The 13880-nt window shown below is 69.4% G+C and carries 5 protein-coding genes, 1 tRNA gene and 1 rRNA gene; 1 reads left to right on the top strand and 6 read right to left on the bottom strand.

From position 1 onward, the window contains the following. Positions 1-75: 75 nt before the first annotated feature. The 3 genes from ACFXAZ_RS08125 to ACFXAZ_RS08115 form a co-directional block, all read right to left on the bottom strand. Complete coding sequence (locus ACFXAZ_RS08125) at positions 76-2838, bottom strand: DNA translocase FtsK (RefSeq protein ID WP_384586539.1); 2763 nt, start codon at positions 2836-2838, stop codon at positions 76-78. A 251-nt stretch (positions 2839-3089) separates the two neighbouring features. Further along, positions 3090-3770 (bottom strand): two-component system response regulator, encoded by a 681-nt coding sequence (locus ACFXAZ_RS08120; protein WP_384586537.1) that lies wholly within the window; start codon positions 3768-3770, stop codon positions 3090-3092. A 422-nt stretch (positions 3771-4192) separates the two neighbouring features. Next, entirely contained in the window at positions 4193-9652 is a 5460-nt protein-coding gene (locus ACFXAZ_RS08115) for a HAMP domain-containing protein (RefSeq protein WP_384586535.1), read from the bottom strand. 410 nt (positions 9653-10062) lie between these two features. Between ACFXAZ_RS08115 and ACFXAZ_RS08110 the strand changes: the two genes are divergently transcribed. Continuing rightward, entirely contained in the window at positions 10063-12810 is a 2748-nt protein-coding gene (locus ACFXAZ_RS08110) for a SpoIIE family protein phosphatase (RefSeq protein ID WP_384586533.1), read from the top strand. A 57-nt stretch (positions 12811-12867) separates the two neighbouring features. Here ACFXAZ_RS08110 and ACFXAZ_RS08105 read toward each other — a convergent pair. From ACFXAZ_RS08105 to rrf, 3 genes are all read right to left on the bottom strand, one after another. After that, a tRNA-Thr gene (locus ACFXAZ_RS08105) sits at positions 12868-12940 on the bottom strand. A gap of 76 nt (positions 12941-13016) precedes the next feature. Then, a complete protein-coding gene (locus ACFXAZ_RS08100) occupies positions 13017-13679 on the bottom strand; it encodes a DegT/DnrJ/EryC1/StrS family aminotransferase (RefSeq protein WP_384586730.1) in 663 nt (220 codons plus the stop codon). A 113-nt stretch (positions 13680-13792) separates the two neighbouring features. Then, a 5S ribosomal RNA gene (gene rrf / locus ACFXAZ_RS08095) occupies positions 13793-13880 on the bottom strand; the annotation flags it as partial.

Genomic DNA, 13880 nt, shown 5'->3' with positions numbered 1-13880 from the left:
GGAGTCACCCACGATGCGAATGGATCACGATCACGCATCCACCCATATCACCTTCCCGGGCCGGACCCCCCACGGCTACCCCGCCGTCTCCCCACGAATCACCGCGAGCACCCCGTCCAGCTCATCCGGCTTCACCAGGACGTCCCGCGCCTTGGACCCCTCGCTCGGCCCGACGATGTTCCGCGACTCCATCAGATCCATCAGCCGGCCGGCCTTGGCGAAGCCCACCCGCAGCTTGCGCTGGAGCATGGACGTCGATCCGAACTGCGTGGACACGACCAGCTCGGCCGCCTGGCACAGCAGATCGAGGTCGTCGCCGATGTCCTCGTCGATCTCCTTCTTCTGCTTGGTCCCCACGACGACGTCGTCCCGGAAGACCGGCGCCATCTGGTCCTTGCAGTGCTGGACGACGACCGCCACCTCGTCCTCGGTGATGAAGGCGCCCTGCATACGGGTCGGCTTGTTGGCCCCCATCGGCAGGAACAGCCCGTCGCCCTTGCCGATCAGCTTCTCGGCGCCGGGCTGGTCGAGGATGACCCGCGAGTCGGCCAGCGAGGAGGTGGCGAAGGCGAGCCGCGAGGGCACGTTCGCCTTGATCAGACCGGTGACGACATCCACCGACGGCCGCTGCGTGGCCAGCACCAGATGGATACCGGCCGCGCGCGCGAGCTGCGTGATGCGCACGATCGAGTCCTCGACGTCCCGTGGCGCCACCATCATCAGGTCGGCCAGCTCATCCACGATCACCAGCAGATACGGATACGGCGAAAGCTCGCGCTCACTGCCCTCGGGCGTCTTCAGCTTGCCGGTGCGCACGGCCTCGTTGAAGTCGTCGATGTGCCGGTACCCGAACGCCGCCAGGTCGTCGTAGCGCAGATCCATCTCCCGTACGACCCACTGGAGCGCCTCGGCGGCCCGCTTCGGGTTGGTGATGATCGGCGTGATCAGGTGCGGAATGCCCTCGTAGGCGGTCAGCTCGACGCGCTTGGGGTCGACCAGCACCATCCGGACGTCCTCCGGGGACGCCCGCATCATGACCGAGGTGATCAGGCAGTTGATGCAGGACGACTTGCCGGAGCCGGTGGCGCCGGCGACCAGCAGGTGCGGCATCTTCGCCAGCGAGTGCATGACATAGCCGCCCTCGACGTCCTTGCCGAAGGCGACCAGCATCGGATCGTCGTCCTCCGCCGACTCCGCGAGCCGCAGCACGTCCCCGAGGTTGACCATCTCCCGGTCGGTGTTCGGGATCTCGATGCCGACCGCCGACTTACCGGGGATCGGGCTGATGATCCGCACATCCGGGCTGGCGACGGCATAGGCGATGTTCTTGGTCAGGGCGGTGATCCGCTCGACCTTCACGGCCGGGCCCAGCTCCACCTCGTAGCGGGTGACGGTCGGCCCGCGCGTGAAGCCGGTGACGGCGGCGTCGACCTTGAACTCGGTGAAGACATTGGTCAGCGAGGCGACGACCGCGTCATTGGCGGCGCTGCGCACCTTGCCGGGCCCGCCGCGCTCCAGCAGGTCGAGCGGCGGCAGGGAGTAGGTGATGTCGCCGGACAGCCGGAGCTGCTCCGCGCGGGGCGGCAGATCGCGCACCTCCGCCGGTGGCGCCTTGGTGAGGTCGAGGACCTCCGGCTTGGGCTTCTCCTTCTGGGGCCGCGCGGCCCGAACCGGCGCCGGCACGGGCAGGGGCGTCGGCGTGGTCTCCTCCCGGTCGCCCACCCGCACGCCCTGGGTGAGGTCGGCTACCAGCGGCGAGGGCGGCATGCCGTGCAGCACGGCACCGTCCAGATCCGCCGCTGCCGCCGCGGCGATGTCCACGGCGTCCAGCTGCCGGTCCATCGCGGGCTGCGGCACCGCGGAACGCCTGGGCCGCCCGCGACGCCGCGCAAGGGCCTCGTGCTCGGCTCCCTCGGGGTCGTACGGCTCGGGACCCGCCCCGAGCCGTTTGCGTGTGCGCGCGGGCAGCGCCTCGCGCCACTGTTCGTCGTAGCGCTGCTCGTCGTAGCGCCGATCGTCCTCGTCCCGCTCGTCCGTCTCCGGGTCGTGGACGAGTCCGAGGCGCACCCCGAGCTGCCGCAGCCGCTGCGGAACCGCGTTGACCGGCGTGGCGGTGACGACCAGCAGCCCGAACACGGTCAGCAGCGCCAGCAACGGCACGGCCAGCACATCGGTCATCGTGTACGACAGGGGCGTCGCCGCTCCCCAGCCGATGAGCCCGCCCGCGTCCCTTATCGCCTGCATGCCGTCGCTGCGCGCGGGCGAGCCGCACGCGATGTGCACCTGGCCGAGGACCCCGATGACCAGTGCGGACAGCCCGATGACGATCCGTCCGTTCGCGTCGGGCTGTTCCGGATGGCGGATGAACCGCACGGCGACGACCGTGAGCAGGATCGGCACCAGCAGATCGAGCCGCCCGAAGGCCCCGGTCACCAGCATCTCGACCAGGTCCCCGACCGGTCCGCGCAGATTCGACCACGTACCGGCGGCGACGATCAGCGCGAGTGCCAGCAGCAGCAGGGCGACGCCGTCCTTGCGGTGCGCCGGATCGAGATTCTTGGCGCCTTGCCCTATGCCGCGGAACACCGCCCCGACGGCGTGCGCCAGTCCCAGCCAGACGGCCCGCACCAGACGGTAGACACCGCCGGTCGGATTGGGCGCCGGCTTCGGCGCGGGCGCCGCCTTCTTCGCGGGGGGCTTCTTCGCGGCGGCCTTCTTGGCGGGGGCTTTCTTCGCGGGCGCTTTCTTCGCGGGAGCCTTTTTCACGGCGGCCTTCTTCGCCGGAGCCGCCGCCTTCCTAGCGGGCTGCTTCTTGGCTGCGGAGGGACGTGAGGCCATGGGTGTGAGATTACCTGTGGAGACCCCAGGGGACACGCGTGCGCACACCTTCACCCATTCGTGTCGCCGTCACCGAGACGCGATGCTGACGTGGGGTCATGAAGCCGTATCCAGTGGCCGTCGAGCCGTTGAAGGCCTGCGCGCGAGGAAGCCGAGGCCGGGTGCGGTGGGGGCAGCCGAGGAGGGTGAGATCAACGCCGCGCCCGGTACAGCGGGCGCAGGACGCGGCTCAACGCCCTGGCGCGTCAGGGTCAGTTCGGCGAGGGCACCGGGGCGGCGCCGCCGGTGCCGGGCTCCAGCGCGTCCAGCGCCCGCCGCAAACCCGTGAGCTTGCGCTCCAGATGCGCCGCCGTGGCCACCGCCGCCGCGTCCGCGGACTCGTCGTCCAGCTGCTTGGACAGCGCCTCGGCCTGCTCCTCGACCGCCGCGAGCCGCGCGGACAGCTCGGCGAGCAGCCCGGCCGGTTCCTTGCCGGGACCGACGCCGCTCCGGCCGCCGCCCTCCAACTGGAGCCGCAGCAGCGCCGCCTGCTCTCTCAGCTGGCAGTTCTTCATGTACAGCTCGACGAACACCGACACCTTCGCCCGCAGCACCCACGGGTCGAACGGCTTGGAGATGTAATCGACCGCACCCGCCGCGTACCCGCGGAACGTGTGATGCGGTCCGTGGTTGATCGCGGTGAGGAAGATGATCGGGATGTCCCGCGTGCGCTCCCGCCGCTTGATGTGGGCGGCGGTCTCGAAACCGTCCATGCCCGGCATCTGGACATCCAGCAGAATGACCGCGAAATCGTCCGTGAGCAGTGCTTTGAGCGCTTCCTCCCCGGACGATGCCCGGACCAGCGTCTGATCGAGCGCCGAAAGGATCGCCTCCAGCGCGAGCAGATTCTCCGGCCGGTCATCGACCAGGAGGATCTTGGCCTTCTGCACCATGGCCCGCCCTCCTCGCCCCGGCATGGGGCCTCCCCTGTCCGCAGGACTTGGGGAAGCGCCGTCGGGAGCCACCCCAGGGGACGACTCCGTCTCGCCGCCCGTCCTCGTGCCGGTCATCGTAGCCGCACCCCGCCTGTCGCCACACCCTGTCACCGAGATGTCACTGTGCACGTAGCAGAAACGCGGCGGGAGACCAGAAGGTTCCCCGAATCGCGTACGTCCGCGCGACGCCGAGCACACTGCGTCAGCAACTCCGCGTGAACACTCACCGTTCCCGCCTCCCGCGCCCCCGCGCGGGCCCGCCCACGCGGGGGCGACCCGACGCGCCCGCCCGCGTCACGCCAGGTCACTCCACGTCATTTCGGGGTCATCTCCGGGCCGCCTCCGGGCCACCTCGGGGGCGTCTCCGGATCGTCCCCGGGTCACTCCACCCGCATCCACTGCCGCATCACCGCCAGCAGATGGTCCGGGTCGACCGGCTTGGTCACATAGTCGGACGCGCCGGACTCGATCGCCTTCTCCCGGTCGCCCTTCATCGCCTTCGCGGTCAGCGCGATGATCGGCAGCCCGGCGAACTGCGGCATCCGCCGGATCGCCGTGGTCGTCGCGTACCCGTCCATCTCCGGCATCATGATGTCCATCAGCACGACCGCCACGTCGTCGTGCTGCTCCAGCACCTCGATGCCCTCCCTGCCGTTCTCGGCGTACAGCACCGAAAGGCCGTGCTGCTCCAGGACGCTGGTCAGGGCGAAGACGTTGCGGATGTCGTCATCGACGATCAGCACCTTCTCACCGCCGAACCGCAGCCCCTCCAGGGGCTCGTGGTCGGCCATGCGGCCCTCGGCCGCCCAGCTCTCCGGATGCTGCATGGACGCGCGCGAGAACGCCTCCGTACCCCGGCGCCGCCGCCGGAAGAGCGCCGCCGCCCCGTTCTGCGTCTCCTGGTACGACTTCACCTCCGCCGGCGTCTCGATCTCGGGGACGGCCGGACGCGCCTCGATGGCCGTCAGCTCGGGCGGCTGCGTGGCCTGCTGGTAGCCCTGCGCGGGCAGCTCGGTCGGGTGCAGCGGCAGATACAGCGTGAACGTCGAGCCGCGGCCCGGCTCGCTCTGCGCGTAGATCTCCCCGCCGAGCAACTGCGCGATCTCCCGCGAGATCGACAGCCCGAGGCCCGTACCGCCGTACTTGCGGCTGGTCGTGCCGTCGGCCTGCTTGAACGCCTCGAAGATCACCCGCATCTTGCCGGCCGCGATACCGATCCCGGTGTCCGTCACCGAGAACGCGATCAGCTCGGCGCCCACCTCCGTCACGGACCCGGCCTCCAGCAGCTGCTCCCGGATGAACTGCGGTACGTCCGCCCCGGCCGGCCGGATCACCAGCTCGACCGAGCCGGAGTCGGTGAACTTCACCGCGTTGGACAGCAGATTGCGCAGCACCTGAAGGAGCCGCTGCTCGTCGGTGTGCAGGGTGGCCGGCAGCTCCGGTGACACCCGCACCGACAGATCCAGGCCCTTCTCCGCGGTCAGCGGCCGGAAGGTGGCCTCGACGTAGTCCACCAGCTGGACCAGCGCGATCCTGGTCGGGGAGACGTCCATCTTGCCCGCCTCGACCTTCGACAGATCGAGGATGTCGTTGATCAGCTGGAGCAGATCGGATCCGGCGCCATGGATGGTCTCGGCGAACTCGACCTGCTTCGGGGTGAGGTTCCCGTCGGCGTTGTCGGCGAGCAGCTTGGCGAGGATCAGCAGCGAGTTCAGGGGCGTCCGCAGCTCGTGCGACATATTGGCAAGGAACTCGCTCTTGTAGCGCATGGACACCGCGAGTTGCTCGGCGCGCTCCTCCAGGACCTGCCGGGCCTCCTCGATCTCGGTGTTCTTCACCTCGATGTCCCGGTTCTGCCGGGCCAGCAGCTCGGCCTTCTCCTCCAGCTCCGCGTTGGACGCCTGGAGGGCCTTCTGCCGGTTCTCCAGCTCCTCGGACCGCTCCCGCAGTTGCTCGGTCAGCTCCTGCGACTGCTTCAGCAGCACCTCGGTCTTGGTGTTGACGGAGATGGTGTTGACGCTGGTCGCGATCATCTCCGCGATCTGGTTGAGGAAGTCCTTCTGGATGTGCGTGAACGGCGTGAAGGAGGCCAGCTCGATCACCCCGAGCACCTTGCCCTCGAACAGCACCGGCAACACGATCACCTGCGCGGGCGCCGCCTCGCCGAGCCCGGAGGAGATCTTCAGATAGCCGCTGGGCGCGTTCTCCACGAGGATCGTGCGCTTCTCGTGGGCCGCGGTGCCCACCAGCGCCTCACCCGGCCGGAACGACGTCGGCATGGAGCCCATCGAGTAGCCGTACGAGCCCAGCATCCGCAGCTCGTAGTCGTCGTCCGAGCCGGTCGCCACGTCCTTGCCGTCCAGCAGCGGCATGGCGAGGAAGAACGCCCCGTGGTGCGCCGACACGACCGGCGTCAGCTCGCTCATGATCAGCGAGGCCACGTCCTCCAGGTCCCGGCGGCCCTGCATCAGGGCGGAGATCCGCGCGAGGTTGCCCTTGAGCCAGTCCTGCTCCTTGTTGGCGATGGTGGTGTCCCGCAGGTTGGCGATCATCTTGTTGATGTAGTCCTGGAGCTCCTGGATCTCGCCGGAGGCGTCCACGTCGATCTTCAGGTTCAGATCGCCCCGGGTCACCGCGGTCGCCACGCGCGCGATGGCCCGCACCTGCCGGGTGAGGTTTCCTGCCATTTCGTTCACGGACTCGGTGAGGTCCCGCCACGTCCCGTCGACGTCCCGCACCCGGGCCTGACCACCGAGCTGCCCTTCCGTGCCCACCTCGCGCGCGACGCGGGTGACCTCCTCCGCGAACGACGAGAGCTGGTCGACCATGGTGTTGATGGTCGTCTTGAGTTCGAGGATCTCGCCGCGCGCGTCGATGTCGATCTTCTTGGTCAGATCGCCCTTGGCGATGGCGGTCGTCACCATGGCGATGTTGCGCACCTGACCGGTCAGGTTGGACGCCATCTGGTTCACCGACTCGGTGAGGTCCTTCCAGGTGCCCGCCACGCCCGGTACATGCGCCTGGCCGCCCAGGATGCCGTCCGTACCCACCTCGCGCGCCACCTTGGTGACCTGCTCGGCGAACGAACTCAGCGTCTTGACCATCGTGTTGAAGGTGTCGGCGAGCTGCGCGACCTCACCGGCCGCCTCGATCGTCACCGTACGCGTCAGATCGCCGTTGGCGACCGCCGCCGCGACCTGTGAGATGTTGCGCACCTGCATGGTCAGGTTCTTGGCCATCAGGTTGACGTTGTCGCTGAGGTCCTTCCAGATGCCGACGACACCGGGGACATGCGCCTGACCGCCGAGGATGCCTTCGGTGCCCACCTCGCGGGCCACCTTGGTCACCTGTTCCGCGAAGGACGACAGCTGATCGACCATCGTGTTGACGGTCGTGACGAGTTCGAGGATCTCGCCCTTGGCGTCGACGGTGATCTTCTTGGAGAGGTCGCCCTTGGCGACCGCGGTGGTGACATCGGCGATGGACCGCACCTGGACGGTGAGGTTGTTCGCCATGAAGTTCACCGACTGGGTGAGGTCCTTCCAGGTGCCGGAGACACCCTGCACCTCCGCCTGGCCGCCCAGCTTGCCCTCGGTGCCGACCTCGCGGGCGACCCTGGTGACCTCCTCGGCGAACGAGGACAACTGGTCCACCATCGTGTTGAGGGTGTTCTTCAGCTCCAGGATCTCCCCGCGCGCGTCGACCGTGATCTTCTGCGACAGGTCACCGCGCGCGACCGCCGTGGCGACCTGGGCGATCTGCCGCACCTGGGCAGTAAGGTTTCCTGCCATTCCGTTCACGGAATCGGTCAGGTCCCGCCACACCCCGGCGACGCCCAGCACCTGCGCCTGACCGCCGAGCCGCCCCTCGGTGCCCACCTCGCGGGCCACCCGCGTCACCTGGTCGGCGAAGGCGGAGAGCTGGTCGACCATCGTATTGACGGTGTTCTTCAGCTCCAGGATCTCCCCGCGCGCGTCCACGGTGATCTTCTGCGACAGATCACCGCGCGCCACGGCGGTGGTGACCTGGGCGATCTGCCGCACCTGGGCGGTCAGATTGCCGGTGATGGAGTTCACCGAGTCGGTGAGTTCCTTCCAGGTCCCGGAGACCCCCGGCACCTGCGCCTGCCCGCCGAGCCGGCCCTCCGTCCCGACCTCCCGGGCCATCCGCACGACCTGCTCGGCGAACGACGACAGCTGGTCCACCATGGTGTTCACGGTGTTCTTCAGCTGGAGCATCTCGCCGGAGACATCGACGGTGACCTTCTGGGAGAGATCCCCGTTGGCGACCGCCGTGGTCACCTGGGCGATGTTGCGCACCTGCCCGGTGAGGTTGCGGAAGGCGGTGTTGACCGAGTCCGTCAGATCCTTCCAGGTACCGGCCGCGCCCATCACCTGCGCCTGACCGCCCAGCTCGCCCTCGACCCCGATCTCCCGGGCGACCCGGGTGACCTCGGAGGAGAACGCCGAGAGCTGATCCACCATCGTGTTCACGGTGTTCTTCAGCTCAAGCATCTCGCCGGCCACGTTCACGGTGACCTTCTGCGACAGATCACCGCTGGCCACGGCGGTCGTCACGGCCGCGATGTCCCGCACCTGCGTGGTCAGGTTCCGGAAGACCGTGTTGACCGAATCGGTCAGATCCTTCCAGGTACCGGCCGCACCGGGGACGTTCGCCTGTCCGCCGAGCCGGCCCTCGCCGCCCGTCTCGTTCGCCACCCGCGTGACCTCGTCGGCGAAGATCCGCAGCGTCTCGGTCATCTGATTGATCGTCTCGGCGAGCTGCGCGACCTCCCCGCGCGCCTGCACGGTCACCTTCTGCGACAGATCGCCATTGGCGACGGCGGTGGTGACCTGTGAGATTCCCCGCACCTGGGCAGTAAGGTTTCCTGCCATGGTGTTCACCGAGTCGGTGAGTTCCTTCCACACCCCGGCCACCCCGGACACCTGGGCCTGACCGCCCAGCTCGCCCTCCGTGCCCACCTCGCGCGCGACCCGGGTCACCTCCGAGGAGAACGCCGAGAGCTGATCCACCATCGTGTTGACGGTGACCTTCAGCTCCAGCATCTCGCCGGCCACGTCGACCGTGACCTTGCGCGACAGATCACCCTTGGCGACCGCCGTGGTCACCAGCGCGATGTCCCGCACCTGCGCGGTCAGCCGGTTCGCCATCGTGTTGACGGACTCCGTCAGGTCCTTCCACGAACCCGACATCCCGCGCACCCGCGCCTGCCCACCGAGCTTGCCCTCGGTGCCGACCTCACTGGCAACCCGCGTGACCTCGTCGGTGAACGTCGACAACTGATCGACAAGGTTGTTGACAGTCCGCCCGACCTTCAGGAACTCCCCCCGCAGCGGATGCCCCGGCCCCTCCGCCGCCTGCGCCCGCAACTCCATCCGCGGCGACAGATCCCCCTCGGCCACCGCCGACAGCACCCGGCCGACCTCGGAGACCGGCCGTACGAGATCGTCGACCAGCGCGTTCGAGGCGTCGATCGCGGCGCCCCAGGAGCCCTCCAGGGCCCCGGCCTCCAGCCGCTCGGTGAGCTTGCCGTCCCGCCCCACCACACGCCGCACCCGCGACAGCTCACCGGTCAGATGGAGATTGCGCTCCGCGACCTCGTTGTAGACGGCGGCGATCTCCGCCATCACTCCGTCGCCGGACACCGTGAGCCGCTTGCGGAAGTTCCCGTCCCGCATGGCCACCAGAGCGGTCATCAGCCGGTCCAGGGCGGCCGTGTCCACCTCGGTGGTCCCAGTGCGTGGTTTACGCTGGTTCTTCAGGGACTGTCCGCCTTTCGCGCGCGTCTTCGTGCTCCGCGTCGCTGCGCCAGACTCCACTGTGTCCCTCCCGCAGGGATCGACCATTTCTGCTGTGCTCAGGTGGTTCCGGTCGTGCACTTCCGTGTACCAGATCGCTGCCGCACGACATCGCCGCACCGCACCGCCCGGCTCCGGGACGGCCCACAGGACCGCACTCAGGGCTGCTGCCCATCTCGCGCGCGTCGCACTCGGCCCGCCCGGACCTTCACCGGAAGCCTGCCCAGTGTTTCACCCCGGCTGAACCAGGCCATAACAGTTCGGCAGCTTCGCACACCGTCCGCACACCCTCCGGACGGAAACACCGGCGACCGGCATCCGCGTGGACGGGGAAGGTAAGTAACCTTGCATGCGGCTGTCCAGCCACGCCGGTCCGACCGGCCTGGGCGGTGGTACGAGAACGAGCGGGCATCGGAGGGGCGGCCGTCACCATGACCACCGGACTGATTCCCGGGGGACACCCCCCGGACCCCCGGCCGACGGGCGGGCTCCCGTCGCAGTCACGGCGCGAGCCGGTCGGCCAGGGAGCCCCGCACCTGGACGAGCGGCCGAGGAGTTCTGTGATCACCGCGCGGGCAGCCGCCAGCTTCGAGCCCGTCGGGCGCTCGGTCGCGTCCGCCCGCTCCTTCGTCCGCGACACCCTCCAGGGCTGGGGCTTCGCCGACATCGTGGACGACGCCGTGGTCCTCACCAGCGAACTGGTGACCAACGCCGTGGTGCACGCGGGCACCGCCGCCGACGTCCTGTGCCTGCGCAGCGACGACGGCGTCCGCGTCGAGGTCTCCGACCGCTACCCCGAACGCGAGATCCCGCTCCAGGGCCCGTCCGCCGCCATGGGCAACCTCGACCGCGAAGGCGGCCGGGGCCTCCAGCTCTGCGCCGCCCTGGCCGGCCGCTGGGGCGTCGACTACACGCCCACGCACAAACAGGTCTGGTTCCGGCTCGACCTCCCCGAACGGGCCGTGGGCACCCGCGCCGCCGGCCCCTGCCTCCCCGCCGAGCTGCTCCCGCTCGCCGACGGCCGGGTCCGCGTCGCCGTCATCCAGATCGACCGCGCGGGCGCCATCTCCGCCTGGAACGAGGACGCCGAAGACGTCTTCGGCTACCCCTCCGAACAGGTGACCGGAAAGCCTCTTACCGATCTCGCCGCCTGGCCGCACACCCCCGGCACCAGCACCGGCATCGCCGAAGCCCTCCAGCTCTCCCGCTGGGAAGGCAGCTACGGCATCCGCGACGCCGCCGGCCGGGTCGTCCCCGTCTACGCCTCGCACCTGCGCGTCCGGGACACCGACGGCGAGCCCTCCACCGTCTGCCTCCTGGTCCGCGACCACGAGCGCGCGGTGCTCCAGACCCCGGTGCGCGTCTCCACGACCGACACCACCACCAACGCGGAGGGACAGAGCACCGACCCCTTCGAGATCTTCATCGGCTCCCCCGCCCCCGACGACCTCGACGGCCTGCTCCAGCGCACGGTCGAGCGCGCCCGCGACATGCTCGACGCCGACTCCGCCTTCCTCCTCCTCGCCACCGACGACGAGACGGAACTGGAGGTCCGTGCCTCCACCGGCCTGCCCTCCGCCCGCCAGCGGTTCGCCCGCGTCCCCGTCGAGGCCGGCCCCGGCCGCTACGGCTCCGCCCGCATGCCCGCCGTCCACGACGACCTCTCCTCCGTCCCCGGCGCCGTCCCCCTCCTCAACGGCACCGGCATGCGCTCGGTCGTCACCGTCCCGCTCAAGGTCGAGGGCCGCCTCACCGGCTCCCTCGGCGTCGCCGCCGAATCCCCCGGCCGCTACTCCAACGAAGAGGCCCTGCGCCTCCAGTTCGCCGCCGACCGCATCGCCCTGGCCGTCGAATCGGCCCGCCTCGGCGAACTCGAACGCCTGCGCAGAGGCTCACTCAGCTTCCTCGTCGAAGCCTCCGACCTGCTCGCCGGCACCCTGGACCGCGACCAGACACTCGCCCTCATGGCCCAGATGACCGTCCCCACCCTGGCCACCTGGTGCGCCGTCTACACCATCGCCGACCAGGCGGCGGACCCCTACCTCTCCTACGTCCTGCACGAGGACGAGGAACTCATCGACGGCATCAAGTCGTTGCTCTCGAAGATCCCCCCGCCCGACCCGGTCCCCACCCCCGGCGCGCACGTCTGGACCGCCCCCGCGGAAGCCGCCCACCAAGCCGCCCTGCGCACCTCCATGCGCAGCCTCGGCCTCAGCGAGCCCGCTTCCATCGCCGCCGGCATCGGCACCACCCTCGCCACCGCCTCCGCGGTCGGCGGCGAAACCGTCGTCCTGCCCCTGGTCGCCCGCAACCGCGTCATCGGCATGCTCACCCTCGGCAAGCCCACCGACGAACACTTCCGCCAGGAGATCCTCGAACTCGCCGAGGACCTCTCCCGCCGCGCCGCCCTGGCCCTGGACAACGCCCGCCTCTACTCCGAGCGCACCGCCATCAGCCAGGCCCTCCAGCGCAGCCTCCTGCCACCCGGCCTCCCCCAGATCGACGGCGTGGAAGTCGACGTCATCTACCGCGCCGCAGGCGAGGGCAACGAAGTCGGCGGCGACTTCTACGACGTCTTCCCGATCGGCGAGAACACCTACGGCTTCGCCATCGGAGACGTCTGCGGTACGGGCCCCAACGCGGCGGCCGTCACCGGCCTCGCCCGGCACGCCCTGCGCCTCCTCGCCCGCGAGGGCCTGAGCGGCCCAGCCGTCCTCCAGCGCCTGAACTCCGCGATCCTCGACGAGGGAGCCCGCAGCCGCTTCCTGACCCTCCTGTACGGCGAGCTGCGCCCCCGCGAGGACGGCAGCGCCGAACTGAAGATCGTCTGCGCCGGCCACCCGCTCCCGCTCCGCCTGCGCCAGGACGGCACGGTCGAGACGGCCGCCGAACCCCAGCCCCTCCTCGGCGTTCTGGAGGATCTGGAACTGTACGAGCAGACCATCACCCTCGACCCCGGCGATGTCCTCCTGTGCGTCACGGACGGCGTCACCGAACGCCGTGAGGGCACCCGCATGCTCGGCGATGACGGCCTCATGGAGGTCCTCACCACCTGCACGGGCCTCACAGCCGGCGCGGTCGCCGCCCGCATCATGCGCGCGGTGGACCGCTTCGCTTCCGACGCCCCGTCCGACGACATGGCGATCCTGACGATGCGCGTCCCGGACCTGCCCAACTAACCACCCGCACAACGCAAAGAAGCCCCCGCCCAACCGGGCGGAGGCTTCTTTCTACAGAGCCCCCAAACGGAATCGAACCGTTGACCTTCTCCTTACCATGGAGACGCTCTACCGACTGAGCTATAGGGGCCTGTCACCTTTTCGAGGTTTCCCTCGCGGCAACGGGATAGATCATACCCTGACCGGACCGGTGTTCCCAACCACGATCAGAAAGCGGGCTGAAGCAGTCCGCCGAGGGTATTGCAGGCCGACACCACCCGTTGCATGTCGCGCTTTGTCAATCCGGCTTCCACCGGCAGCGCCAGCGTCTCATCAGCAGCTCGCTCGGTCTCCGGCAGCGAGGCATATCGCCGGAATTCCGGCAGCCGATGCACCGGAGTCTTCACCGGAACCCGGCAGTCAACTCCCCTGGCCCGCAGGGCCCGCGCGAACGCGTCCCGATCCGGCCGCCCATTGCCCAGCACCCGCACCACGTACTGCTGGTACGTATGCCCCACCGCCCCCTCGGGCGTGCACACCCCCCGCAGCTTCGCGTCGAGATAGGCGGCCCGCTGCCGACGCTGGGCCACTTCGTCGTACGGCACCTCGGATTCCCCCGACTCCAGCACCAGCAGCCCATGCCGCTGCCCGACGGCATGCATCCCGCCGATGTCCGCCGGCCGCCCGAAGCGGTGCACGACAACCACCGCCGCCGTCCGAGGAGTTACGGCCGCCCCGACCGCAGCGGTGTCCAGGCAGTACGTCACCGGATCTATGTCCGCGAACACCGGCACCGCACCCGCCAGCGCCACGGCCTCGGAGACCTCGACGTTGCCGAACGCGGGCACGATGACCTCGTCACCGACGCCGATACCGGCGGCCCTGAGCAGTGCAGCAATACCCATGCCCCGGATGCTGGTTGCGCAACGTGAACTGCAAGTGACACCCAACAAAAAAGGGCTGGACCCCAAACCGAAGTTCGGGGTCCAGCCTCTTAATATTTGTTCGGCGGCGTCCTACTCTCCCACAGGGTCCCCCCTGCAGTACCATCGGCGCTGTAAGGCTTAGCTTCCGGGTTCGGAATGTAACCG

The organism is Streptomyces sp. NPDC059477, assembly GCF_042749375.1.
Lineage (GTDB): Bacteria > Actinomycetota > Actinomycetes > Streptomycetales > Streptomycetaceae > Streptomyces.
Note: the sequence above shows the minus strand (reverse complement) of the source record. Positions and strands in the feature narration are given on the sequence as shown.